The 25010-nt window shown below is 71.8% G+C and carries 23 protein-coding genes; 19 read left to right on the plus strand and 4 right to left on the minus strand.

What is annotated here, in order from left to right; genetic code table 11:
• The first annotated feature begins 38 nt into the window (after window positions 1–38).
• The 8 genes from ACIQ6Y_RS29015 to ACIQ6Y_RS29050 all read left to right on the plus strand — a co-directional run bounded on the left by ACIQ6Y_RS29015 (window position 39) and on the right by ACIQ6Y_RS29050 (window position 8722).
• Window positions 39–1145: a quinone-dependent dihydroorotate dehydrogenase gene (locus tag ACIQ6Y_RS29015; RefSeq protein ID WP_404043159.1), complete on the plus strand. Its 1107-nt coding sequence runs from the start codon at window positions 39–41 to the stop codon at window positions 1143–1145.
• A 5-nt stretch (window positions 1146–1150) separates the two neighbouring features.
• Window positions 1151–1996 (plus strand): orotidine-5'-phosphate decarboxylase, encoded by an 846-nt coding sequence (gene pyrF, locus ACIQ6Y_RS29020; RefSeq protein WP_404043384.1) that lies wholly within the window; start codon window positions 1151–1153, stop codon window positions 1994–1996.
• 276 nt (window positions 1997–2272) lie between these two features.
• The gene (locus tag ACIQ6Y_RS29025) at window positions 2273–2596 is read left to right on the plus strand and encodes an integration host factor (RefSeq protein ID WP_003977346.1); all 324 of its coding nucleotides are present in this window, start codon (window positions 2273–2275) and stop codon (window positions 2594–2596) included.
• A 60-nt stretch (window positions 2597–2656) separates the two neighbouring features.
• A complete protein-coding gene (gene gmk / locus ACIQ6Y_RS29030) occupies window positions 2657–3214 on the plus strand; it encodes a guanylate kinase (protein ID WP_404043161.1) in 558 nt (185 codons plus the stop codon).
• Between the two features lie 57 nt (window positions 3215–3271).
• Window positions 3272–3544, plus strand: a complete 273-nt coding sequence (gene rpoZ, locus ACIQ6Y_RS29035) for a DNA-directed RNA polymerase subunit omega (protein ID WP_003988945.1) — start codon at window positions 3272–3274, stop codon at window positions 3542–3544.
• Between the two features lie 111 nt (window positions 3545–3655).
• Window positions 3656–4858 (plus strand): bifunctional phosphopantothenoylcysteine decarboxylase/phosphopantothenate--cysteine ligase CoaBC, encoded by a 1203-nt coding sequence (coaBC, locus tag ACIQ6Y_RS29040; protein ID WP_404043163.1) that lies wholly within the window; start codon window positions 3656–3658, stop codon window positions 4856–4858.
• 240 nt (window positions 4859–5098) lie between these two features.
• A complete protein-coding gene (gene metK / locus ACIQ6Y_RS29045) occupies window positions 5099–6307 on the plus strand; it encodes a methionine adenosyltransferase (protein ID WP_404043165.1) in 1209 nt (402 codons plus the stop codon).
• 261 nt (window positions 6308–6568) lie between these two features.
• Window positions 6569–8722, plus strand: a complete 2154-nt coding sequence (locus tag ACIQ6Y_RS29050) for a primosomal protein N' (protein ID WP_404043167.1) — start codon at window positions 6569–6571, stop codon at window positions 8720–8722.
• 245 nt (window positions 8723–8967) lie between these two features.
• Here the strand turns inward: ACIQ6Y_RS29050 and ACIQ6Y_RS29055 are convergent, their stop codons facing one another.
• Complete coding sequence (locus ACIQ6Y_RS29055; protein WP_404043169.1) at window positions 8968–9513, minus strand: hypothetical protein; 546 nt, start codon at window positions 9511–9513, stop codon at window positions 8968–8970.
• A gap of 268 nt (window positions 9514–9781) precedes the next feature.
• Between ACIQ6Y_RS29055 and fmt the strand changes: the two genes are divergently transcribed.
• Window positions 9782–10714 (plus strand): methionyl-tRNA formyltransferase, encoded by a 933-nt coding sequence (fmt, locus tag ACIQ6Y_RS29060; RefSeq protein WP_404043171.1) that lies wholly within the window; start codon window positions 9782–9784, stop codon window positions 10712–10714.
• 74 nt (window positions 10715–10788) lie between these two features.
• Window positions 10789–12210 (plus strand): RsmB/NOP family class I SAM-dependent RNA methyltransferase, encoded by a 1422-nt coding sequence (locus ACIQ6Y_RS29065; RefSeq protein ID WP_404043173.1) that lies wholly within the window; start codon window positions 10789–10791, stop codon window positions 12208–12210.
• On the opposite strand, the gene ACIQ6Y_RS29070 is transcribed toward ACIQ6Y_RS29065, so the two are convergent.
• On the minus strand, window positions 12188–14356 hold the full coding sequence (locus ACIQ6Y_RS29070) for an MMPL family transporter (RefSeq protein ID WP_404043175.1): 2169 nt from the start codon (window positions 14354–14356) through the stop codon (window positions 12188–12190). The two genes, ACIQ6Y_RS29065 and ACIQ6Y_RS29070, sit on opposite strands and share 23 nt — an antisense overlap.
• A gap of 59 nt (window positions 14357–14415) precedes the next feature.
• Between ACIQ6Y_RS29070 and rpe the strand changes: the two genes are divergently transcribed.
• The 7 genes from rpe to ACIQ6Y_RS29105 all read left to right on the plus strand — a co-directional run bounded on the left by rpe (window position 14416) and on the right by ACIQ6Y_RS29105 (window position 21010).
• Window positions 14416–15099: a ribulose-phosphate 3-epimerase gene (gene rpe, locus ACIQ6Y_RS29075; RefSeq protein ID WP_404043177.1), complete on the plus strand. Its 684-nt coding sequence runs from the start codon at window positions 14416–14418 to the stop codon at window positions 15097–15099.
• Between the two features lie 78 nt (window positions 15100–15177).
• On the plus strand, window positions 15178–16221 hold the full coding sequence (locus ACIQ6Y_RS29080; RefSeq protein WP_404043179.1) for a sugar-binding transcriptional regulator: 1044 nt from the start codon (window positions 15178–15180) through the stop codon (window positions 16219–16221).
• 159 nt (window positions 16222–16380) lie between these two features.
• Complete coding sequence (locus ACIQ6Y_RS29085) at window positions 16381–16674, plus strand: barstar family protein (protein WP_404043181.1); 294 nt, start codon at window positions 16381–16383, stop codon at window positions 16672–16674.
• Between the two features lie 133 nt (window positions 16675–16807).
• Window positions 16808–18250 (plus strand): GuaB1 family IMP dehydrogenase-related protein, encoded by a 1443-nt coding sequence (locus tag ACIQ6Y_RS29090; protein ID WP_404043183.1) that lies wholly within the window; start codon window positions 16808–16810, stop codon window positions 18248–18250.
• A gap of 80 nt (window positions 18251–18330) precedes the next feature.
• Window positions 18331–18849 carry a GNAT family N-acetyltransferase gene (locus ACIQ6Y_RS29095; protein WP_404043185.1) on the plus strand — a complete coding sequence of 173 codons (519 nt, stop codon included), beginning with the start codon at window positions 18331–18333 and terminating at the stop codon, window positions 18847–18849.
• 213 nt (window positions 18850–19062) lie between these two features.
• Window positions 19063–20547, plus strand: coding sequence for an amino acid permease (locus ACIQ6Y_RS29100; RefSeq protein WP_404043187.1), 1485 nt, complete (start codon window positions 19063–19065; stop codon window positions 20545–20547).
• Window positions 20548–20557: 10 nt separating this feature from the next.
• The gene (locus ACIQ6Y_RS29105; RefSeq protein ID WP_093551890.1) at window positions 20558–21010 is read left to right on the plus strand and encodes an Lrp/AsnC family transcriptional regulator; all 453 of its coding nucleotides are present in this window, start codon (window positions 20558–20560) and stop codon (window positions 21008–21010) included.
• A gap of 45 nt (window positions 21011–21055) precedes the next feature.
• Here the strand turns inward: ACIQ6Y_RS29105 and ACIQ6Y_RS29110 are convergent, their stop codons facing one another.
• Window positions 21056–21517, minus strand: a complete 462-nt coding sequence (locus tag ACIQ6Y_RS29110) for a hypothetical protein (protein ID WP_404043189.1) — start codon at window positions 21515–21517, stop codon at window positions 21056–21058.
• Window positions 21518–21620: 103 nt separating this feature from the next.
• Window positions 21621–22154 carry a Repetin gene (locus ACIQ6Y_RS29115; protein ID WP_404043191.1) on the minus strand — a complete coding sequence of 178 codons (534 nt, stop codon included), beginning with the start codon at window positions 22152–22154 and terminating at the stop codon, window positions 21621–21623.
• A gap of 287 nt (window positions 22155–22441) precedes the next feature.
• Between ACIQ6Y_RS29115 and ACIQ6Y_RS29120 the strand changes: the two genes are divergently transcribed.
• On the plus strand, window positions 22442–23230 hold the full coding sequence (locus tag ACIQ6Y_RS29120) for a carbon-nitrogen hydrolase family protein (protein WP_404043193.1): 789 nt from the start codon (window positions 22442–22444) through the stop codon (window positions 23228–23230).
• Between the two features lie 52 nt (window positions 23231–23282).
• On the plus strand, window positions 23283–24980 hold the full coding sequence (locus ACIQ6Y_RS29125) for a flavin monoamine oxidase family protein (protein ID WP_404043195.1): 1698 nt from the start codon (window positions 23283–23285) through the stop codon (window positions 24978–24980).
• Window positions 24981–25010: the final 30 nt, after the last annotated feature.

Consider the following 25010-nt stretch of genomic DNA (forward strand, 5'->3'; position numbering starts at 1 on the left):
CCGGAAACGGTGTCCCCCTCTTCATGAGGACCGACACCATGTACAAGCTTCTGTTCAACCTCCTCTTCAAGCGCATGGACCCCGAGAAGGCCCACTACCTGGCCTTCCGCTGGATCCGCCTCGCCGCCCGCATCCCGGTGCTGCGCACGTTCGTCGCGGCCGTCCTCGCGCCCCGTCACAAGGAGCTGCGCACGGAGGCCTTCGGGCTGCGCATGCACGGCCCCTTCGGACTCGCGGCCGGGTTCGACAAGAACGCGGTGGCGATCGACGGGATGTCGATGCTGGGCTTCGACCACGTCGAGATCGGCACGGTCACCGGCGAGCCGCAGCCGGGCAACCCCAAGAAGCGGCTGTTCCGCCTGGTCGCCGACCGGGCGCTGATCAACCGCATGGGCTTCAACAACGACGGCTCGCTGGCCGTCGCCGCCCGCCTGGCCTCCCGCAACCCGGTCTTCAGGACGGTCGTGGGCGTCAACATCGGCAAGACCAAGGTCGTCCCCGAGGACGAGGCGGTCCTGGACTACGTGAAGTCGGCCGAGCGCCTCGCGCCGTACGCCGACTACCTGGTCGTGAACGTCTCCTCGCCCAACACGCCCGGCCTGCGCAACCTCCAGGCCACCGAGGCGCTGCGCCCGCTGCTGAGCGCCGTACGCGAGGCCGCCGATCGGATGGTCACCACGCGCCGGGTGCCGCTGCTGGTCAAGATCGCGCCGGACCTCGCCGACGAGGACATCGACGCCGTCGCCGACCTCGCGGTCGAGCTGGGCCTGGACGGGATCATCGCCACGAACACCACCATCGCCCGCGAGGGCCTCGGTTTGAAATCCGAACCCTCTCTGGTCAAGGAGACCGGCGGCCTGTCCGGCGCGCCCCTGAAGGCCCGCTCCCTGGAGGTGCTGCGCCGCCTCTACGCGCGCGTGGGCGACCGGCTCACCCTGGTCGGCGTCGGCGGCATCGAGAACGCCGAGGACGCCTGGCAGCGCATCCTGGCCGGCGCCACGCTGGTCCAGGGCTACAGCGCCTTCATCTACGAGGGCCCCTTCTACAGTCGCGCCATCCACAAGGGCCTCGCCGCCCGTCTGCGCCAGAGCCCCTACGCCACCCTCGCCGACGCCGTCGGCGCCGACGTGAGGAAGCCCCGATGACCGGCATGAGCCCCCTCGAGCCCTTCGGTGCCCGACTGCGCCGCGCCATGGACGAGCGCGGCCCGCTGTGTGTGGGCATCGACCCGCACGCCTCCCTCCTGTCGGAGTGGGGCCTGAACGACGATGTGGCGGGCCTGGAGCGGTTCAGCCGTACCGTCGTGGAGGCCACGGCCGACCGGGTCGCCGTGCTCAAGCCGCAGAGCGCGTTCTTCGAGCGCTTCGGCTCGCGCGGGGTCGCCGTCCTGGAGAAGTCCGTCGAGGAGGCCCGCGCGGCCGGTGCCCTGGTCGTGATGGACGCCAAGCGCGGCGACATCGGCTCGACCATGGCCGCCTACGCCGAGGCCTTCCTGCGCAAGGACTCGCCGCTGTTCTCGGACGCGCTGACGGTGTCGCCGTACCTCGGCTACGGCTCGCTGAGCCCGGCCGTCGCGATGGCCCGGGAGGCCGGCGCGGGTCTGTTCGTGCTCGCGCTGACCTCCAACCCGGAGGGCGGCGAGGTCCAGCACGCGGTGCGCGCCGACGGGAGGAACATCGGCGCGACCATGCTGCGGCACCTGGCCGCCGAGAACGCGGGGGAGGAGCCGCTGGGCTCCTTCGGCGCGGTGGTCGGCGCCACGCTGGGCGACCTGTCGTCGTACGACCTGGACATCAACGGTCCGCTCCTCGCGCCGGGCATCGGGGCCCAGGGGGCGACTCCGGCGGACCTTCCGCGGGTGTTCGGGGCGGCCGTGCGCAATGTAGTGCCGAACGTCAGTCGGGGGGTGCTGCGGCAGGGTCCCGACGTCAGCGCGCTGCGGGCGGCCGCGGACCGGTTCGCGGAGGAGATCCGGTCGGCGGTCGCGGCCGGCTGAGTGCGCCTGGACGCGCGTTCGAGGGGTCGGATGAGCGGTCCGGGACGGACTTGAGCCTGGATACATTCTCAAATCCGGGGCAGTATGTCTGAAATATCCTGTCCTGACAGAGGCTGACCAGGACTTTTCCTCTGTTCTCGCTGACTCTGGCGGACTTGACCGCTAGTCTCCGACGAGAGAGCGGGCAAGCGTGTTGCTCGTGGCTCCCCAGGTGTGGGGCGACTAGGTTCCTCACCGGTCCGTATCCGACAGTTCGACATCCGAGGTGACGTAGGCGTGGCTCTTCCGCCCCTTACCCCCGAACAGCGCGCAGCCGCGCTCGAAAAGGCCGCCGCGGCTCGCCGGGAGCGGGCCGAGGTCAAGAATCGACTCAAGCACTCCGGCGCCTCCCTTCACGAGGTCATCAAGCAGGGCCAGGAGAACGACGTCATCGGCAAGATGAAGGTCTCCGCCCTGCTCGAGTCCCTGCCGGGCGTGGGCAAGGTCCGCGCCAAGCAGATCATGGAGCGACTCGGCATCTCCGAGAGCCGCCGCGTGCGTGGTCTCGGGTCCAACCAGATCGCCTCCCTGGAGCGCGAGTTCGGCAGCACCGGTTCCTGACGTTCGGGGCTCTCGGGACCGACGTCCCGGGCACCCCGCGATTGCTGGAATAATCGCTGCATGAGTGAACGTCCGCGGCTGACCGTGCTCTCCGGCCCCTCCGGGGTCGGCAAGAGCACGGTCGTCGCTCATATGCGCAAGGAACACCCCGAGGTCTGGCTCTCGGTGTCGGCGACGACCCGCAAGCCCCGCCCGGGCGAGCAGCATGGTGTCCACTACTTCTTCGTCACCGACGAGGAGATGGACAAGCTGATCGCCAACGGCGAGCTGCTGGAGTGGGCCGAGTTCGCCGGCAACCGCTACGGCACCCCGCGCGCCGCGGTGCTGGAGCGCCTGGAGTCGGGCGAGCCCGTCCTCCTGGAGATCGACCTCCAGGGTGCCCGGCAGGTCCGCGAGTCGATGCCCGAGGCCCAGCTGGTGTTCCTGGCTCCGCCCTCCTGGGAGGAGCTGGTGCGCAGGCTCACCGGCCGGGGCACCGAGCCGCCCGAGGTCATCGAGCGGCGACTGGACGCGGCGAAGGTCGAACTGGCGGCCGAGCCGGAGTTCCACGAGACCCTGGTCAACACCTCCGTCGAGGATGTGGCGCGTGAGCTGCTAGCCTTGATGGATGTTGTGTGATCGTTTCCGGTCACCCTCGCTGAATCTGCATCTTTCCCATCCATCGGAAGGTAGAGCGTGTCCTCTTCCATCTCCGCGCCCGAGGGCATCATCAACCCGCCGATCGACGAGCTCCTCGAGGCCACCGACTCGAAGTACAGCCTCGTGATCTACGCGGCCAAGCGGGCCCGCCAGATCAATGCGTACTACTCGCAGCTCGGCGAGGGCCTCCTCGAGTACGTCGGTCCCCTCGTCGACACCCACGTCCACGAGAAGCCGCTCTCGATCGCCCTGCGCGAGATCAACGCGGGTCTGCTGACGTCCGAGGCCGTCGAGGGCCCGGCGCAGTAATATCAGCAGCTTGCAGCTGACTTTTCCACAGGCCCGGCGGTGTGTCCGCCGGGCCTGTGGTGTGTCATGGGGTGGTACGGGGTTGTGCGTTTCCGAGTCCGGGGAGTGACGGTGGACAAGCCGAAGGTCGTTCTGGGGGTCAGCGGTGGCATCGCCGCCTACAAGGCGTGCGAGCTGCTCAGAAGGCTCACCGAGTCCGGCCATGACGTCCGGGTCGTGCCCACCGCCTCTGCCCTGCACTTCGTGGGTGAGGCCACCTGGTCGGCCCTGTCGGGCAACCCCGTCTCCACCGAGGTCTGGGACGCCGTCCACGAGGTGCCGCACGTCCGCATCGGGCAGCACGCCGACCTGGTCGTCGTCGCCCCCGCGACCGCCGACATGCTCGCCAAGGCCGCCCACGGCCTCGCCGACGACCTGCTGACGAACACCCTGCTCACCGCCCGCTGTCCGGTGGTCTTCGCGCCCGCCATGCACACCGAGATGTGGGAGCACCCGGCCACCCAGGAGAACGTGGCCACGCTGCGCCGCCGCGGCGCCGTCGTCGTCGAACCGGCCGTCGGCCGCCTCACCGGCGTCGACACCGGCAAGGGCCGGCTGCCCGACCCGGCCGAGATCTTCGAGGTCTGCCGCCGGGTCCTGGCCCGCGGGGTCACCGAACCGGACCTCGCCGGGCGCCATGTCGTCGTCAGCGCCGGCGGCACCCGCGAGCCCCTGGACCCGGTGCGCTTCCTCGGCAACCGCTCCTCCGGCAAGCAGGGCTACGCCCTCGCCCGCGCCGCCGCCGCCCGCGGCGCCCGCGTCACCCTGATCGCCGCCAACACCGCCCTTTCCGACCCGGCGGGTGTGGACGTCGTCCAGGTCGGCACCGCCGTGCAGCTGCGCGAGGCCGTGCTGAAGGCGGCCGCCGACGCCGACGCGGTGGTGATGGCCGCGGCCGTCGCCGACTTCCGGCCCGCGGCCTACGCCTCCGGGAAGATCAAGAAGAAGGACGGCCAGGAGCCCGAGCCGATCGTGCTGGTGCGCAACCCCGACGTCCTCGCCGAGATCTCCGCCGAGCGCGCCCTGCCCGGACAGGTGGTCGTCGGCTTCGCCGCCGAGACCGACGACGTCCTCGCCAACGGCCGCGCCAAGCTGGAGCGCAAGGGCTGCGACCTGCTCGTCGTCAACGAGGTGGGGGAGCGCAAGACCTTCGGGTCGGAGGAGAACGAGGCCGTGGTCCTCGGCGCCGACGGCTCCGAGACCGCCGTACCGCACGGGCCGAAGGAGGCGTTGGCCGAAACCGTGTGGGATCTTGTGGCCGAACGCCTTCGCTGAGCGCCTCATACGCTTCAGGGCGCCCGTCGGCCACGCAACTTTGGCGCGTGGCGCCCCTGGCCAATGCCGCTCGGGATTGGGCAGAATGCCCGTGCCGCAGGTCACAGCGCTCCCGAGAGGCGAGACACGTGAGCCGGTGGCCGAGCGCGACCGATAAACTGTTCTCGGACGACGCCGGGCGCAGCCCCCAGCCCGTCCGCCCATGATCAGCCAGCAGCCGCTGCAAACCCAGGGAGCGTTGTGTCCCGTCGCCTGTTCACCTCGGAGTCCGTGACCGAGGGTCACCCCGACAAGATCGCTGACCAGATCAGCGACACCATTCTCGACGCGCTGCTGCGCGAGGACCCCACGTCCCGTGTCGCCGTCGAGACCCTCATCACCACCGGCCTCGTGCACGTGGCCGGCGAGGTCACGACCAAGGCCTACGCGCCGATCCCGCAGCTGGTCCGGGAGAAGATCCTGGAGATCGGCTACGACTCCTCGAAGAAGGGCTTCGACGGCGCCTCCTGCGGTGTGTCGGTGTCGATCGGTTCGCAGTCCCCGGACATCGCGCAGGGTGTCGACACCGCGTACGAGAACCGTGTCGAGGGCGACGACGACGAGCTGGACCGCCAGGGCGCCGGCGACCAGGGCCTGATGTTCGGCTACGCGTCCGACGAGACGCCCACCCTGATGCCGCTGCCGATCTTCCTGGCGCACCGCCTGTCCAAGCGGCTGTCCGACGTCCGCAAGAACGGCACCATCCCCTACCTGCGCCCCGACGGCAAGACGCAGGTCACCATCGAGTACGACGGCGACAAGGCCGTCCGCCTCGACACGGTCGTCGTCTCCTCGCAGCACGCGTCGGACATCGACCTGGAGTCCCTCCTCGCTCCCGACATCCGCGAGTTCGTCGTGGAGCCGGAGCTGAAGGCGCTGCTCGACGAGGGCATCAAGCTCGACACCGAGGGCTACCGCCTGCTGGTCAACCCGACCGGGCGCTTCGAGATCGGCGGCCCGATGGGCGACGCCGGCCTCACCGGCCGCAAGATCATCATCGACACCTACGGCGGCATGGCCCGCCACGGCGGCGGCGCCTTCTCCGGCAAGGACCCGTCCAAGGTCGACCGCTCCGCCGCCTACGCCATGCGCTGGGTCGCGAAGAACGTGGTGGCGGCCGGCCTGGCCTCCCGCTGCGAGGTCCAGGTCGCGTACGCGATCGGCAAGGCCGAGCCGGTCGGTCTGTTCGTCGAGACCTTCGGCACCCACAAGGTCGAGACCGAGAAGATCGAGAAGGCCATCGACGAGGTCTTCGACCTGCGTCCGGCCGCGATCATCCGCGACCTCGACCTGCTGCGCCCGATCTACGCCCAGACCGCCGCGTACGGCCACTTCGGCCGCGAGCTCCCCGACTTCACCTGGGAGCGCACGGACCGCGTGGACGCCCTGCGCAAGGCGGCCGGCCTGTAAGGCCGGCCACGGCTGCACCGAAGCCCGGCATCCCTTCGGGGGCGCCGGGCCTCGTCGCGTAAACGGGCTGGCGCGCCACCTGGACGATCTCTACGCTGAGGGCGCCTCCCGGTGCGCAGGCCGCGGTTCCTTCGGTGGAGTGCGCTTCGCGCGTGCGGTGATTCTGAGTTCCTGCGACCCGCTGCCGACCTGATCTCGGGAGGCACCTTTCCCTCTCCCGTCGTGGCGCCGCTGTCAGTGGCGTTTGGTAAGAATGCAAGCGTGAGCGGGGAGAACGGGTCGGTGAGCGGCGGGGCCGAGGGGGCGCCGCCCGAGCAGCTTGCGCTGATCCGGGAGAGCGTGCGCAACGCCAAGGCGCCGCGCGCGAAGCCGCGCACCTGGCGGGGGGCCGCACTGGCCAAGGAACTGCCGGTCGCCCGCGTGCTGGTCGACAAGGGCGTGCTGCACCTCGACCGGTACTTCGACTACGCCGTGCCCGAGGAGCTGGACGCCGACGCGCAGCCCGGGGTGCGGGTACGGGTGCGGTTCGGGGCCGGGCGGCATCGGGTGCGCGACGGGCGGCGTGAGGGCGGCGGGCTGATCGACGGGTTCCTCGTCGAGCGGCGGGCCGAGTCCGACTACTCCGGGCCGTTGGCCGCGCTGGCCCAGGTCGTGTCGCCGGAGCCCGTGCTGAGTGAGGAGCTGCTCGGGCTCGCCCGGGCCGTCGCCGACCGGTACGCGGGCAGTCTCGCCGATGTGCTGCAGCTCGCCGTACCGCCGCGCAGTGCCCGGGCCGAGCAGCGGCCCTCGCCCGCGCCGCTGCCGCCGCCTCCACGGCCGCAGCCGGGGCCGTGGACGCGGTACGAGCGTGGGGGCGCCTTCCTGGAGGCACTGGCCTCCGGAGGATCTCCACGGGCCGTGTGGAACGCCCTGCCCGGGCCTCAGTGGGGCGAGGAGCTCGCCCGGGCCGTCGCCGCGACGCTCGCCTCCGGGCGCGGCGCGCTGGTCGTCGTACCGGACGGGCGGGCCGCCGCGCGGGTCGACGCCGCGCTGACCGAGTTGCTCGGTGCGGGGCGGCACGCGCTGCTCACCGCGGACGCGGGGCCGGAGAAGCGGTACCGGGAGTGGCTCGCCGTGCGGCGCGGCTCCGTGCGGGCCGTCGTGGGCACGCGGGCCGCCATGTTCGCGCCCGTCCAGGACCTCGGTCTGGTGGCCATCTGGGACGACGGCGACGACAGCCACAGCGAACTGCACGCCCCGCAGCCCCATGCGCGCGAGGTGCTGCTGCTGCGCGCCGCGCAGGACAGGTGCGGCTTCCTGCTCGGCAGCCTGAGCTGCACGGTGGAGGCCGCGCAGCTCGTGGAGAGCGGCTGGGCCAAGCCGCTCGTCGCCACGCGCGAGCGGGTCCGGGCGCTCACGCCGCTGGTACGGACCGTCGGGGACCAGGACCTGGCCCGGGACGAGGCCGCGCGGGCCGCCCGGCTGCCCAGCCTCGCCTGGCAGGCCGTCCGCGACGGGCTGCGGCACGGACCCGTGCTGGTGCAGGTGCCACGGCGCGGCTACGTACCGCGGATGGCCTGCGCGCAGTGCCGTACGCCCGCCCGGTGCCGGCACTGCGCCGGGCCGCTGGAGGCACGGGACGGCGGGGCGCTGGTGTGCGGCTGGTGCGGCCGCGAGGAGAGCTCCTGGCACTGCCCGGAGTGCGGGTCCTTCCGGCTGCGGGCGCAGGTCGTCGGCGCCCGGCGCACCGCCGAGGAGCTGGGGCGCGCCTTCCCCAAGGTGCCGGTGCGCACCTCGGGGCGCGAGCATGTGCTGGACACCGTGCCGGGGACGCCCGCGCTGGTGGTGAGCACGCCGGGCGCCGAGCCGGTCGCCGAGGGCGGCTATGCCGCGGCCCTGCTGCTGGACGGCTGGGCGATGCTCGGGCGGCCCGACCTGCGCGCCGGGGAGGACGCGCTGCGGCGGTGGATCGCGGCGGCGTCCCTGGTGCGGGACCGGTCGGCCGACGGCACGGTCGTCGTGGTCGCCGACCCCACCCTGCGGCCCGTACAGGCACTGGTGCGGTGGGACCCCGTCGGGCACGCGGTGCGTGAACTCGCGGAGCGGGCCGAACTGGGCTTCCCGCCGGTCTCCCGGATGGCCGCGGTCTCCGGCGTCCCCGAGGCGGTCGCCGACTTCCTCGCCACCGCCGGCCTGCCCGGCGACGCCGAGGTGCTGGGACCGGTGCCGCTCGCCGTCACCCCGCCCGGACGCCCCCGACGGCCCGGCGCACCGCCACCCGGCGAGCAGTGGGACCGCGCGCTGGTCCGTGTCCCGCCCGGCAGCGGCGCGGCGCTGGCGGCCGCGCTGAAGGCCGCGCAGGCGGCACGGATGGCCCGGGGGGCGGGCAGTGGGGAGCCGGTGCGGGTGCGCATCGACCCGCCGGACATCGGGTGAGGTTTCGGCTGCCCGCCGGGGGCCGGGGCCTTCGTGGCCGAGCGGTTCCGGGGGGCAAGGTGCGTCGATGGGCCTAAGAGCTCGGGTGGTCGGGGATGGTGCGGCTGCCGGTTCGTCGTGGCTTGTCGCGCAGTTCCCCGCGCCCTCAGGTGCGCTCACCAAGGCGCGTTCACGAGGTACGCCCGCCGAGCGTGCCGCTGCCCTCCCGGCGGGTGTTCACCAGGAGGGCAGTCGCGGAAGGAGGTTCAGCCGTTGCGCGGGCCGGGGACGGCGGAAGGCCGGGAGTCGTCGCGCAGCGACGGGCTGCCCGCGGTCGGCTGGGTCGGCATGGAGCGGGCCGCGGGGACCGTGGGGACCGTCGGCGTGGGGAGGCTGGTGACGTTGACCGTGCGGGTGCCCGACGGCTCCTGCGTGCGCTCGGCCTCGGCGGCGGCCTGGGTGGCGGCGCGGCGGGAGCCGTAACGGCGGTGCACCGCCTGCTTGGTGACGCCGAGTGCGGAGCCCACCGCGTCCCAGGAGAAGCCGAGCGAGCGGTCGAAGTCGACCGCGGCGGTGACCAGGGTCTCGACACTGTCCCGCAGTTCCTGGGCGAGGCGGACCGTGGGGGCGGGGGCGCGTCCGTAGACGACGAAGCCCGTGGACGGGCCGGAGCGGCGCGGGCGGTAGACGTTGCCCAACTGGGCGGTGAGGGTGCGCAGTGCGTCCACCTGCCGGCGGACCCGCTCGATGTCCCGCACCAGCAAGTGCAGGCTGGCCCGAGCCTGGGCGTCGTGGGTTGCGTGGTCGGCCATGAACAAGCCTCTCGAACCGGCGTTGAGGAGAAAGGATCGGGCCGCGAAGCGGCCCGTAGTGGTCAACTCTTTCTTGACCAACGCGCCTGCGCTCCGCTGGTCACGGGGTGGGGGCGCAAGGGCATATGCATACGCCCCCACAGGCCCGCGTGCGCGGGGAGCCCGGCGCCATAGACTGGTGCGCTGCCCGTGTCCGACGGGTGCGCTGCCCGCGTCCGACGGGTGCGCTGCCCGCGTCAACCCCCGCCCGAGAGGCCCGAACCCACCCATGAAGCTCGTCTTCGCCGGTACCCCCGAGGTCGCTGTTCCCGCCCTGGACGCCCTGCTCGCCTCCGGGCGGCACGAGGTGGCCGCCGTCGTCACGCGCCCGGACGCGCCGGCCGGGCGGGGACGCCGGCTGATCGCGAGCCCCGTCGCCGAGCGGGCGGAGGAGGCCGGCATCGAGGTGCTGAAGCCGGTGAAGCCGCGCGACCCGGAGTTCCTGGAGCGGCTGCGCGCGATCGCGCCCGACTGCTGCCCCGTCGTCGCCTACGGCGCCCTGCTGCCGCGCGTCGCCCTCGACATCCCGGCGCACGGCTGGGTCAACCTGCACTTCTCCCTGCTGCCCGCCTGGCGCGGCGCCGCGCCCGTGCAGCACGCCCTCATGGCGGGCGACGAGATCACCGGCGCGTCCACCTTCCAGATCGAGGAGGGGCTGGACTCCGGGCCCGTCTACGGCACCGTCACCGAGTCGATCCGCCCCACCGACACCAGCGGCGATCTGCTCACCCGGCTCGCCTTCGCGGGTGCCGGACTGCTCGCCGCGACCATGGACGGCATCGAGGACGGCAGCCTGAAGGCCGTACCGCAGCCCGCCGACGGCATCTCCCTCGCACCGAAGATCACCGTCGAGGACGCGCGCGTCGACTGGGCCGCGCCCGCGCTGCGCGTCGACCGGGTCGTACGCGGCTGCACTCCCGCGCCCGGCGCCTGGACGACCTTCCGCGGCGAGCGCCTGAAGCTCATCCAGACCGCCTTGGCGCCCGACCGCACCGACCTCACGCCCGGGCAGCTCGCCGTCGGCAAGAACAGCGTCCACGTCGGCACCGGCTCGTACGGTGTGGAGCTGCTGTGGGTGCAGGCCCAGGGCAAGAAGCCGATGAAGGCCGCCGACTGGGCGCGCGGGGTGCGCATCGCCGAGGGCGAGACCGTAGGGGCCTGAGGCCCCGCACGGGCGGTTCGTGGCCGACGTACGCTGGTCGCACACCGTACTTCAGAAATCCGGAGCACCTTTTCGTGAGCGACACCTCCCGTCGGCCCCGCACGTCCGGCAAGCCCTACCGGCGGCCCAAGAAGGACCCTGTCCGCATCCTCGCCTTCGACGCGCTGCGCGCCGTGGACGAACGGGACGCGTACGCCAACCTGGTGCTGCCGCCGCTGCTGCGGAAGGCCCGTGAGAACGGCGACTTCGACGGGCGGGACGCGGCGCTGGCCACCGAGCTGGTGTACGGGACGCTGCGCCGGCAGGGCACGTACGACGCGATCATCGCGCAGTGCGTCGACCGGCCGCTCCGCGAGGTCGACCCGCCCGTGCTCGACGTGCTGAGCCTCGGCGCGCACCAATTGCTCGGCACGCGCATCCCCAGCCACGCGGCCGTGTCCGCCACCGTGGAGCTGGCCCGGGTCGTGCTCGGCGACGGACGCGCCAAGTTCGTCAACGCGGTGCTGCGCAAGATCGCGCAGAACGACCTGGACGGCTGGCTCGCCAAGGTCGCCCCGCCGTACGACGAGGACCCCGAGGACCATCTGGCCGTCGTGCACTCCCACCCGCGCTGGGTCGTCTCCGCGCTGTGGGACTCGCTCGGCGGCGGGCGCGCGGGCATCGAGGAGCTGCTGGCCGCCGACAACGAGCGGCCCGAGGTGACCCTGGTCGCCCGGCCCGGCCGGGCCACGACCGAGGAGCTGCTCGGCGAGGAGGCGGCGGAGCCCGGCCGCTGGTCGCCGTACGCCGTGCGGCTCACCGAGGGCGGCGAGCCGGGCGCGATCGGCGCGGTGCGCGAGGGCCGGGCGGGCGTCCAGGACGAGGGCAGCCAGCTCGTGGCGCTCGCGCTGGCGAACGCGCCGCTGGACGGCCCCGACGAGAAGTGGCTCGACGGCTGTGCCGGGCCCGGCGGCAAGGCCGCGCTGCTCGGCGCCCTCGCGGCCGAGCGCGGGGCCGCGCTGCTCGCGAGCGAGAAGCAGCCGCATCGGGCCGGCCTGGTCGCCAAGGCCCTCGCCGGCAACCCCGGGCCGTACCAGGTGATCGCCGCCGACGGCACCCGGCCGCCGTGGCGGGCGGGCACCTTCGACCGGGTGCTCATGGACGTGCCCTGCACCGGGCTCGGTGCGCTGCGGCGGCGGCCCGAGGCGCGGTGGCGGCGTCGGCCCGAGGACCTGGACGGGTTCGGGCCGTTGCAGCGGGGGCTGCTGCGTACCGCGTTGGAGTCGGTGCGGGTGGGGGGCGTTGTCGGTTATGCGACCTGCTCGCCGCATCTCGCCGAGACGCGAGCTGTGGTCTCCGATGTGCTGAAGCAGTTCCCTGGTGCCGAGTTGATCGATGCGCGGCCGTTGCTGCCTGGGGTGCCGGAGCTGGGGGACGGGCCCGATGTGCAGTTGTGGCCGCATGTGCATGGGACCGATGCGATGTATCTGGCGATTATTCGGAAGACCGCGCCGTAGGGGTTCCGTCGTCTTGTGTCCTCGCGTCCGTCGTGGTCGCTCGCGCAGTTCCCCGCGCCCCTAGGGCACCCATGCGTGGCCACCACACCTTGTCTCCTGCATCCAGGAACAGGGCCGTCACCAGCACCGAGCGGACGATGAAGGTGTCCAGGAGTACGCCGAGCGCCACCGCGAAGCCGATCTCCGCGAAGGCGACCATCGGCAGGGTGCCCAGGGCCGCGAAGGTGCCCGCGAGCACCAGGCCGGCCGAGGTGATGACCGCGCCGGTGGCGGCGAGGCCGGTGACCACGCCGGGGCGGGTGCCCTGGCGGGCCGCCTCCTCGCGGATGCGGGTCGTCAGGAAGATGTTGTAGTCGATGCCCAGCGCGACCAGGAACACGAAGACGAACAGCGGGAAGTCCGTCGACTCGCCCGCGTAGTCGAAGAGGTGCCGGAAGGCGAGCGCGCTGATGCCGAGGGCCGCCGCGAACGACAGGATCACCGTGCCGATCAGCAGCAGCGGGGCGATCAGGGCTCGCAGCAGGGCGCACAGGATGAGCAGGACCACGACCAGCACCAGCGGGATGATCAGCAGGTTGTCGTGCGTGGTGGCCTCGTCCATGTCCAGCAGGGCCGCCGTACCGCCGCCCACCTGAGCATCGGCGTCCGGCACCGCGTGCACGGCGTCCCGCACCCGCTCCACGGTCTGTTTCGCGGCCTCGCTGTCGGCCGGGGCGGTCATCGTCGCCTCGAACAGCACCTTCCCGTCGACCACCGGCCTGGTGCCCGGCGGCAGCCCCAGTGAGGCCGGCACCACGCCCTCGGTCCCGGCGACGGCCCGGCCCACCTGCCGGGCCTGCGCCTGGTTCGAGATGATCACGAGCGGATCTCCGCTGCCGGCCGGGAAGTACCGCGCCGAGACCTCCTGGCCGGTGATCGAGTCGGGTTTCCCGGTGAACGCGTCCGCGTTGGAGATGCCCTCCGCGCGCAGCTGGATCAGGCCCAGGGAGCAGACCGCGAGGATCACCGCGGTGACGCCCCAGACCATGCGCGGGCGTGCGGCGATACGGCGGCCCATGCGCGCCCAGACGCCCCGCTCGTGCGGGTTCGGCGCGCCCAGGTGCGGGATCACCGGCCAGAAGATCCACCGGCCGAAGATCACCAGCAGGGCCGGGAACAGCGTCAGCATCGCCAGCAGCGCGACGGCCACGCCGATGGCGGCCACCGGGCCCAGGCCCCTGGTGGAGTTCATCTCGGCCGCCAGCAGCACCAGCATGCTCAGGACGACGGTGGCGCCCGAGGCGATCACCGCCGGGCCCGCCCGGTGCAGGGCGAGGGCCATCGCCTCGTGCCGGTCCTCGTGGGCGCGCAGCTCCTCGCGGTAGCGGGCGACCAGCAGCAGGGCGTAGTCCGTGCCCGCGCCGAACACGAGGACGGTGAGGATGCCCGCGCTCTGGCCGTTCACGGTCAGGCCCGCGTGCTGGGCCAGGAAGTAGATCAGCGCCTGCGCGGTGAACAGGGCGGCGATCACCCCGAGCAGCGGCACGAGCAGCAGGGTCGGGCTGCGGTAGGTGATCAGCAGCATCACGATCACGACCGTCATCGCCGACAGCAGCAGGGTGGAGTCGATGCCCTCGAAGGCCTCGGAGAAGTCCGCGGAGGTGCCGCCGGGGCCGGTGATGTGCACGGCCAGGCCGTCCCGGCTCTTCCCCACGTCGTCGCGGATGGAGTCGACCGCCGGCGCGATCCGCTCCCAGCCCTTCTCGTCCATGGTGATCGGCACATAGATCTGGGCGGCCCGCGGATCGGCCGGGCGGTCGTACACCGGGCCGCGCGTGCGGTCGCCGATGATCCCGTGGTCGGTGAGCTGCTTCAGCTGCCGTACGTCCTGCTGGATCTCGGCACGGTCCCGGACGGTCAGCCCGCTGTCCCGGGCGTAGATCACGACGGCCGGGATCTGCTCCGGCCGGAAGTCCTCGGACATCTCCAGCACTTGTGTCGACTCCGCGGACCCCGGCAGCCAGGACGCCGCGTCATTGTCCTGCGCGTCGGTCAGCTTCTGCGCGAAGGGCGCCGTGAGGAACAGCCCCACCAGCCACAACACCAGCACGACCCACTTCGCCCGCCGCCCGCAGACCAGGTGGGCGACACCCCGGCCACGCGTCATGGGGACCACCGACCGGACGAGGACGACCCGCAGCCGAAGTAACCGCATAGTCTTGGGCCATGGCGCAGATCAACCCCAGCATCCTGTCCGCCGACTTCGCCCGCCTCGCGGCCGAGGCCGACGCCGTCCAAGGAGCCGACTGGCTCCACGTCGATGTGATGGACAACCATTTCGTCCCGAACCTCACGCTCGGCGTGCCGGTCGTGGAGTCCCTGGCCCGTGCGACGGACACTCCGCTGGACTGCCACCTGATGATCGAGGCCCCCGATCGGTGGGCGCCCCAGTACGTGGAAGCGGGTGCCTCCTCCGTCACCTTCCACGTCGAGGCGGCCGCCGCCCCGGTGCGGCTCGCCCGTGAGATCCGGGCGAAGGGCGCGCGCGCCTCCATGGCCCTGAAGCCGGCGACGCCCATCGAGCCGTACGAGGACCTGCTGCCCGAGCTCGACATGCTGCTGATCATGACGGTCGAACCGGGCTTCGGCGGCCAGGCGTTCCTCGACATCATGCTCCCGAAGATCCGCCGCACCCGCGAGTTGATCAGCAAGCACGGCCTCGAGCTCTGGCTCCAGGTCGACGGCGGCGTATCGGCCTCCACGATCGAGCGGTGCGCCGAGGCCGGTGCCGATGTCTTCGTGGCGGGCTCCGCGGTCTACGGGGCCGACGACCCGGCCGAAGCGGTCCGTGCGCTGCGCGCTCAGGCGGAGTCGGCGACCGCCAAGGCGTCGTGGGCGTGCGACCACTGAGCGTCAGGAACATGAACGGCGCCCATCAGGGCGGATCGACCGCGCCACATCTGCAAGGATGAACGGCGAATCCAGAGTGTGAACAGCAGTGAGGAGATCGCCGTGTCGGGTATGTCGGCGGGCCGGTCAGCCATGCGGATGGGACCCGCTGAGCTGGTGCAGGCGGCGGCCATGGCCCGCCGCTTCTACCTCGAGGGCAAATCCAAGATCCAGATCGCGGAGGAGTTCGGCGTCAGCCGCTTCAAGGTGGCCCGGGTCCTGGAGACCGCCCTCGAACGGGATCTCGTACGCATCGAGATCCGCGTGCCGGCCGAACTGGACGCCGAGCGCTCCGACGCGCTCCGCGCCCGCTACGGCCTGAGGCACGCCGTCGTGGTCGAGTCCCCGCCCGAGTCCGAGGAGACCCCCGACCCCGAGAACCTCGGCGAGGTCGCCGCCGATCTGCTCGGTGAGCTCGTCAACGAGGGGGACGTCCTGGGGCTGGCCTGGGGCCGCTCCACCATCCACATGGCGGCGGCGCTGGACCGGCTGCCGCCCTGCACCGTGGTGCAGCTGACGGGCGTGTACGACGCCGGGACCGCCGAGCGCGGTTCGGTGGAGGCCGTGCGGCGTGCCGCACAGGTCTCCGGCGGCGACGCGCACCCCATCTACGCGCCGATGCTGCTGCCGGACGAGGCCACCGCGGCCGCGCTGCGGCACCAGACCGGTATCGCCCGGGCCTTCGAGTACTTCGACAAGGTCACCGTCGCCTGTGTGTCCATCGGCTCCTGGGAGCCGGGCATCTCCACGGTGCACGACATGCTCAGCGACGAGGAGCGGGCGCACTACGCCTCGCTCGGGGTCGCCGCCGAGATGTCCGCGCACCTCTTCGACGCCCAGGGCCGCCGGGTCGGGCGCGACCTGGGGGAGCGGTGCATCACGGTCAAGGCCGACCAGCTCCGCCGTATCCCCGAGGTCGTCGCGATCGCGGGCGGACAGCGCAAGGCGTCCGCGATCGACGCCGTGCTGCGGTCCGGGCTCGTCACCTCGTTGGTGACGGACACCTCGGCCGCGGACTACCTGATGACGGCAGGCCCGACCCCGAAGCCCGCGCTGAACCGGGCGGACCCGGACGGAGCCTGACAGCGGGTACCCCGGGGACGGCCCTGGCAGCGTCGGCGGCCTGCTGCTGCGGTTCGTCCCCCGGGTGCTGCTGTATCTGCTCGCGCGGCCGGCCGGCTGTTCCGGCGCCGAGATCTTCTGCACGAACGATCCCCACGACAGCTTCCGGGCGGTGCTCAGATGACCGAGTACGTCGTCACCCTCGACCTCGACGGCGTCACCGACAAGGCCGGCCTGATGGACCGCTGCGCCCATGACCTGCGGCTGCCGGACTGGTTCGGCCGCAACTGGGACGCGCTGGCCGACTGCCTCTCCGATCCGGGCGTGTGGCCGGGGGACGCCGCCGTGCTGATCCTCGTACGCAACTGGCGGCCGTACGCCGAGGCGCGGCCGCAGGAGTGGGAGACCGCCGTCGAGGTCTTCTCGCAGGCCTCGGCGGTCACTGTGGCCCTCGCCCTCGGAGGATCCTCCTAACGCACCCTGCGTAGCCTGGAGGAACTGACCGTGCACGGCATTCCGGCCGCCATGGGACAATGAAGTACGTGCTCTTCGCCCCCCTGGCTGTCCTGTCCGGGGGCCACCTCTGATCGACTGGGATGTGCAGCACGTGCGTTTCCTCAACGACATCCAGCCCTCGTACGACCTGACGTACGACGACGTCTTCATGGTGCCGAGCCGCAGCTCGGTCGGCTCGCGGCAGGGTGTGGACCTCAGCTCCCCGGACGGCACGGGCACCACGATCCCGCTCGTCGTCGCCAACATGACCGCCATCGCCGGCCGCCGCATGGCCGAGACCGTGGCCCGCCGCGGCGGCCTCGTCGTCATCCCGCAGGACATCCCGATCGAGGTCGTCACCGAGGTCGTCTCCTGGGTCAAGAGCCGGCACCTGGTGCTGGACACCCCCATCGTGCTCGCCCCCCACCAGACCGTCGCCGACGCGCTGTCCCTGCTGCCGAAGCGGGCGCACAACGCCGGTGTCGTCGTGGACGAGGACCAGCGGCCCATCGGTGTCGTCACCGACCGGGACCTGTCCGGCGTCGACCGCTTCACCCAGCTCGAAGAGGTCATGTCCAAGGACCTGCTGCTGCTCGACGCGGACATGGACCCGCGCGAGGCGTTCAACACCCTGGACCACCACAACCGCCGGTACGCCCCCGCGGTCGACGGTGACGGCCGCCTCGCCGGCATCCTGACCCGCAAGGGCGCCCTGCGCGCCACGCTGTACAAGCCCGCCGTCGACGCCAAGGGCAGGCTGCGCATCGCGGCCGCCGTCGGCATCAACGGCGACGTGGCCGGCAAGGCCAAGCAGCTGCTCGACGCGGGCGTCGACACGCTCGTGATCGACACCGCGCACGGCCACCAGGAGTCGATGATCAGCGCGGTCAAGGTCGTGCGGGCGCTCGACCCGCAGGTGCCGATCGTCGCGGGCAACATCGTCTCCGCCGAGGGCGTCAAGGACCTGATCGACGCGGGCGCGGACATCATCAAGGTCGGTGTCGGCCCCGGCGCCATGTGCACCACCCGCATGATGACCGGCGTGGGCCGGCCGCAGTTCTCCGCGGTGCTGGAGTGCGCCGCCGAGGCGAAGAAGTACGGCAAGCACGTATGGGCCGACGGCGGTGTCCGCCACCCGCGTGACGTGGCGATGGCCCTCGCGGCCGGCGCGTCCAACGTGATGGTCGGCTCCTGGTTCGCGGGCACCTACGAGTCCCCGGGCGACCTTCAGCACGACGCCCAGGGGCGCGCCTACAAGGAGTCCTTCGGCATGGCCTCCGCGCGTGCCGTGCGCAACCGCACCTCCGAGGAGTCCGCCTACGACCGCGCCCGTAAGGCGCTGTTCGAGGAGGGCATCTCCACCTCGCGCATGTTCCTCGACCCGGCCCGCCCGGGCGTCGAGGACCTGATCGACTCGATCATCGCGGGCGTCCGCTCCTCCTGCACCTACGCCGGTGCCGGCTCGCTGGAGGAGTTCGCCCAGAAGGCCATCGTCGGCATCCAGAGCGCGGCCGGCTACGCCGAGGGCAAGCCGCTGCACGCCAGCTGGAGCTGACGCGCCCTCAACTCACCTGCGGACGGCCCTCGGTGGAAAAACCGGGGGCCGTTTCGCGGTCCCGTGCCTACCGTCGGGGCATGGAGATCGACGTCTGTGGTCCGGCCGACGTGGCCCTGCTGGACCGGTTCATCGGCTCGCCGGGAGCCACCTCGTTCCACGCCCGCAGGTTCGCGCGCCAGGAGGCGGGGCACAGCACGTATCTCGTGGCCTGGCTGGACGGGCGGCCCGTGGGGCACACGGAGGTGCGCTGGGGCGGCTGCGCCGACGAGCGGGTCAGGGCGGCGCGGCGCGGCTGCCCGGAGATCAACGCGCTGGCCGTGTGGCCCGAGACGCTGCGCTCGCGCGGCATCGGCAGCGCGCTGATCCGGGCGGCCGAGCGGCTCGCCCGCGAGCGCGGCCGCACGGCCCTCGGTCCGGGTGTCGCCGACGACAACCCGCGCGCGGCCGCCCTCTACGCGAGGCTCGGCTATCTGCCCCTGCTCGACTCCGTCGACCGCTACGCGTACGAGGACCACGACGGCGCGATCCACGAGTGCGCCGACCCCTGCACGTTCCTGGTCAAAGACCTGCTCAGAGACCCCGGACGCAACACTTGACAGCCGTCGCGCAACGAATGTCCACCCCTCCGCGATGAACGCAACGATCTTACGGGCGTGCGCAAGGTTGCTGCATTACGGCAGCAATGCCCGGGACCGTAGGCTCCTGCGCTGTACGAGGCGTGGCGGGGTTTCCGCTCGGTGTGCGGATCCCGCGGGACGGGGTACCGCCACATCCCCGTCCCCCTGATCGGCAGCGATAAGGAGCCGCGCGTGCTCGACCAAGGCGCACCCCCGCAAGTCCGCAGTGAAACCGTCCCCGCGTCCCCGGGGCTCGGAGCGCGCCTGATGCGCAGGAAGCCGGTAGAACGCCTGGTCGCCGAGGGTGGCCAGGGTGAGGGAGGCTCGCTCAAGCGCTCCCTCGGGCTGTGGCAGCTCACCATGATCAGCATCGGTGCCACCCTCGGCACCGGCATCTTCGTCGTCCTCGGCGACGCCGTCCCCGAGGCCGGCCCGGCCATCACGCTGGCCTTCGTCATCGCCGGTCTGACGGCCCTGTTCTCGGCCCTGTCCTACGCGGAACTGGCCGGCTCCATCCCGGTCGCCGGGTCCTCGTACTCGTACGCGTACGCAACGATGGGCGAACTCGTCGCCTGGATCTGCGGCTGGTGCCTGGTGCTGGAGTACGGCGTGTCGGTGGCCGCCGTCGCCGTCGGCTGGGGCGAGTACCTCAACGAGCTGCTCGACGGCACGATCGGCGTCACCATCCCGACCGCGCTGTCTTCCGCGCCCGGCGAGGGCGGCATCGTCAACCTGCCCGCGCTGATCGTCGTGCTGCTCGCGATGGTGTTCCTGCTCGGCGGTGCCCGCGAGTCCGCCCGCGCCAACACGATCATGGTCTGTGTGAAGATCGTCGCGCTGGTGCTGTTCTGTGCCGTCGGCTTCATGGGCTTCAAGTCCGGCAACTACGCCGACTTCATGCCGCTCGGCATGGCCGGTGTCAGCGCCGCCGGTGCCACCCTGTTCTTCTCCTACATCGGCTTCGACGCCGCCTCCACCGCCGGTGAGGAGGCCAAGGACCCCAAGAAGGACCTGCCGCGCGCGATCATGCTGTCGCTGATCATCGTGACCGCGCTGTACGTGCTGGTCGCGGGTGTCGCGGTCGGCGCCTGGCACTGGACGAAGTTCGAAGGCTCCGAGGCGTCCCTCGCCGCGATCATGAACGACGTCAGCGGCCAGACGTTCTGGGGCACGCTGCTCGCGCTCGGCGCGGTCATCTCCATCGCGAGCGTGGTGCTCACCGTGCTCTACGGCCAGACCCGCATCCTGTTCGCGATGTCCCGCGACGGTCTGGTGCCCAAGGCGCTCGGCAAGGTCGACCCCAAGACCGGCACCCCGCGCCTGAACACCGTCATCGTGTCGCTGTTCTGCGGTGTCCTCGCCGCGTTCATCCCGCTCGGCAAGCTCGTCGACGCCACCAGCATCGGCACGCTGTTCGCCTTCGCCCTGGTCAACATCGCGGTGATCGTGCTCCGCGTGAAGCGGCCGGAGCTGGAGCGCACCTTCCGGGTGCCGTTCGGTCCGGTGCTGCCGGTGCTGGGCTTCGGGTTCTGCGCGTACAACATGTTCAGCCTCGACACCGTCACCTGGGTCGTCTTCGGGTGCTGGATGGCCGCGGGTCTCGTGTTCTACTTCAGTTACGGCCACCGCCGTTCCCGTCTCGCGACGCCTGAGGCGTCCGTAGTTGAAGTGAAGTGAACCACCCGCAGTGCTGAACGATCTCGACGAACGCATCGTGCACGCCCTCGCCGAGGACGCCCGCCGCTCCTACGCGGACATCGGGCAGCTCGTCGGTCTGTCCGCGCCCGCCGTGAAGCGGCGCGTGGACCGGCTGCGGGCCACCGGAGCCATCACCGGGTTCACCGTGCGGGTGGACCCGGCGGCGCTCGGCTGGGAGACCGAGGGGTTCGTCGAGATCTACTGCCGGCGCAACACCTCGCCGGAGACCATCCAGCGGGGCCTGGAGCGCTATCAGGAGGTCGTGGCCGCGTCCACCGTCACCGGGGACGCGGACGCGGTCGCCCAGGTCTTCGCCTCCGACATGCGCCACTTCGAGCGGGTGCTGGAGCGGATCGCGGGGGAGCCGTTCGTGGAACGCACCAAGTCCGTGCTGGTGTTGTCGCCTTTGTTGAGGCGGTTTTCCTCCGGGTCGCCTACCTAGTACGTCGTCCGCGGGCCGGTGGGGGTTTGTCGCGCAGTTCCCCGTCTAGTGGGCCGCGCGTCGGCCCACCGACGACATCAGGCGCCGTACGACCACCGCGTGGGCGCCCGAGCCGATGACCAGGGCCCGGTAGACCGCCCCCGCGGGGCCGGGGAACCGGGCGCGGGTCTCCGCCCGCAACCGGGTCCGCCCCGCTGCCACCTCCTCCAGGTGGAAGACCAGCGCGTACGACGAGAAGCGGTGGCTGCCGGCCAGGGTCAGCTCCCGGGGCGGCTCGGCGGCCGCGACCCGGAAGCCGCCCAGGGTCGAGCCCTCGGCTAGCGGCCTCGGCCCGGACGCCGTCGCGTCGGCGACGCCGAGCAGCCGCAACGCCCCGGACCGGCGGCGGCCCGGAAAGGAACGCTCCAGTACGTCCCCCAGCGCACGCCACGCGACGTCCGCCCCCGCGTCGACGACCGACGTGTGCGTGTCGACGTACGGCAGGTCATGGATATCCGTGGCATTCATGGGGCCCCCTCGGCTCGACTGCCGTCAGTCTCGTGCGCGGCGCGCACCGCCGGCCTCCTCCGCCCGGACGACCTTCATGGCCGTAAGGGGGAGGGCCGCCTCGTCACAGCGCGGGATTCCACGGCACCACCGTGAAGTCGCCCGTGCCCTCGGCGACCTTCTCGAACGGTGCCGAGCTGACGCACTTCGGCAGGTTCCTCGGGCCGAGGTCCTTCGTCGCCGCCCAGCTGTAGCCGAGCCGGTCGTGCTCGCCCAGGTCGTGGACGGTGACACCGACCCGCTTGCCCTTGGCGCCGGGGAGGTCGGTCTCGGTGATCACGCCGGAGACGACGGCCACCTTCCCGCCGGTGACCAGGCAGTCGACCCGCGCCTTCGCCCGGGCGCCCTCGCCGTTCAGGTAGTGGCTGAACTCGAAGGAGCCGGTCGCCTTCGACGGATCGGCCGTGTCCTCGGCCGCCAGATGCGCGTCGAAGGTGAAGGTGATGTCGTCCCCGGCCGACCGGTACAGCTTCGCCGTGCCGGTGAGCGCGGCGGCCTCCCGGACGGGCGGCGTGTCCGACGCGGTGGCGGAGGCCGCGGCCGTGGCGGTCAGCAGCAGCGCGGCGCCGAGCACAGCGGTCTTCGTACGACGGTTCATGACGGTCCTTTTCGCAGGTCAACGGGACGGCACCACTCTCCACGGCGCGCGCCGGCGGCACATCGCGCCGTGGGCGGCACCCGTCCTCCGCCGCGTGGGGGAGGAGACGTACGACGACAGGCGCAACGAATCGCCGCGCATCCCTCCGCGGACGCAACGAACCGCGCACCGGCGCGCAACGGCTTCTCCTTGTCCGGCCTGGTCGCGCGCCCGTACCGTCTAGATGGCCCCCGCACCGATACGTCGAGGCGGCCCCCGCACCCGTCCGTCCCCGGTGAGGAACCCGTATGCGCACCGCCCTGCTCCAGAGCTCCGGCCGCCCCGGCTCGACCGTCGAGAACCTGAAGGTCCTCGACGAGGCCGCGGGCCGGGCCGCCGCCGCGGGGGCCGGGCTGCTCGTCACGGCGGAGATGTTCCTGACCGGGTACGCCATCGGCGACGACATCGCCCGGCTCGCCGAGCCCGCCGACGGCGAGGCCGCCGACGCGATCGCCGACCTGGCGGCCCGGCACGGCCTGGCGATCGCCTACGGCTACCCCGAGCGCGACGGCGACACGGTGTACAACTCCGTCCAGCTGATCTCCGCCGACGGCACGCGACTGGCCAACTACCGCAAGACCCACCTCTTCGGCTGCTTCGAGCGCGACCACTTCACCCCGGGCGACACCCCGGTCGTGCAGGCCGAGCTGAACGGTCTCACCGTCGGCCTGATGATCTGCTACGACGTGGAGTTCCCGGAGAACGTCCGCGCCCACGCCCTGGCCGGCACCGACCTGCTGCTGGTGCCCACCGCGCAGATGCACCCCTTCCAGTTCGTCGCCGAGTCGGTGGTGCCGGTGCGCGCCTTCGAGAACCAGATGTACGTCGCGTACGTCAACCGGGTCGGTGCCGAGGGCGAGTTCGAGTTCGTCGGGCTCTCCACCCTCGCCGGCCCCGACGGTGTCGCCCGCACCCGCGCCGGCCGCGCCGAGCAGCTCGTCCTCGCCGACGCCGACCCCGCCTTCCTCGCCGCCTCCCGCGAGAACAACCCGTACCTGAAGGACCGCCGCCCCGGCCTCTACGGGTCCCTCGTCTGAACCTCCCCCGCCGTTCTGCCTTTCTGAAGCTGTCGCAAGGAGTCCGTACCCCATGACGTCCACCGTGCCCAACGCCGTCGAGCACGCCGACGAGCAGCAGCCGCCGATCACCATGTTCGGCCCGGACTTCCCGTACGCGTACGACGACTTCCTCGCCCACCCGGCGGGCCTGGGCCAGATACCGGCGACCGAGCACGGCACCGAGGTGGCCGTCATCGGCGGTGGCCTCTCCGGCATCGTCGCCGCCTACGAGCTGATGAAGATGGGCCTCAAGCCCGTCGTGTACGAGGCCGACCAGATCGGCGGCCGGCTGCGCACGGTCGGCTTCGAGGGCTGCGACGAGTCCCTGACGGCCGAGATGGGCGCGATGCGCTTCCCGCCGTCCTCCACCGCCCTCCAGCACTACATCGACCTGGTCGGCCTGGAGACCACGCCCTTCCCGAACCCGCTCGCCGAGGCCACCCCGTCGACCGTCGTCGACCTCAAGGGCGAGTCGCACTACGCCGAGACCGTCGACGACCTGCCCCAGGTGTACCGGGACGTCGCCGAGGCCTGGAACAAGTGCCTCGAAGAGGGCGCCGACTTCTCCGACATGAACCAGGCGATGCGCGAGCGCGATGTCCCGCGCATCCGCGAGATCTGGGCGAAGCTCGTCGAGAAGCTCGACAACCAGACCTTCTACGGCTTCCTCTGCGACTCGGAGGCCTTCAAGTCCTTCCGGCACCGCGAGATCTTCGGCCAGGTCGGCTTCGGCACGGGCGGCTGGGACACCGACTTCCCGAACTCCATCCTGGAGATCCTGCGCGTCGTCTACACCGAGGCCGACGACCACCACCGCGGCATCGTCGGCGGCTCACAGCAGCTGCCGCTGCGCCTGTGGGAGCGCGAGCCGGAGAAGATCGTCCACTGGGCGTACGGCACCTCGCTCGCCACGCTGCACGAGGGCGGTCAGCCCAAGCCGGCCGTGACCCGGCTGCACCGCACCGCGGGCAACCAGATCACGGTGACGGACGCGAACGGCGACATCCGCACCTTCAAGGCGGCCATCTTCACCGCCCAGTCCTGGATGCTGCTGTCCAAGATCGCCTGCGACGACTCGCTCTTCCCGATCGACCACTGGACGGCGATCGAGCGCACCCACTACATGGAGTCCTCGAAGCTGTTCGTCCCGGTCGACAGGCCGTTCTGGCTGGACAAGGACGAGGAGACCGGCCGGGACGTCATGTCGATGACGCTCACCGACCGCATGACCCGCGGCACCTACCTCCTGGACGACGGCCCGGACAAGCCCGCCGTCATCTGCCTCTCCTACACCTGGTGCGACGACAGCCTGAAGTGGCTGCCGCTGTCCGCGAACGAGCGGATGGAGGTCATGCTGAAGTCGCTCGGCGAGATCTACCCGAAGGTCGACATCCGCAAGCACATCATCGGCAACCCGGTGACGGTCTCCTGGGAGAACGAGCCCTACTTCATGGGCGCGTTCAAGGCCAACCTGCCGGGCCACTACCGCTACCAGCGGCGCCTGTTCACGCACTTCATGCAGGACCGGCTGCCCGAGGACAAGCGCGGCATCTTCCTCGCCGGCGACGACATCTCCTGGACGGCCGGCTGGGCCGAGGGCGCGATCCAGACCGCGCTGAACGCGGTCTGGGGCGTCATGCACCACTTCGGCGGCACCACCGACGCGGCCAACCCCGGCCCCGGTGACGTCTACGACGAGATCGCCCCGGTGGAACTGCCCGAGGACTGACCGGGCCGGAGAGACCAAGGCGCGGGTGGG

It is taken from the genome of Streptomyces sp. NPDC096205 (assembly GCF_044763135.1).
Taxonomy (GTDB): Bacteria; Actinomycetota; Actinomycetes; order Streptomycetales; family Streptomycetaceae; genus Streptomyces.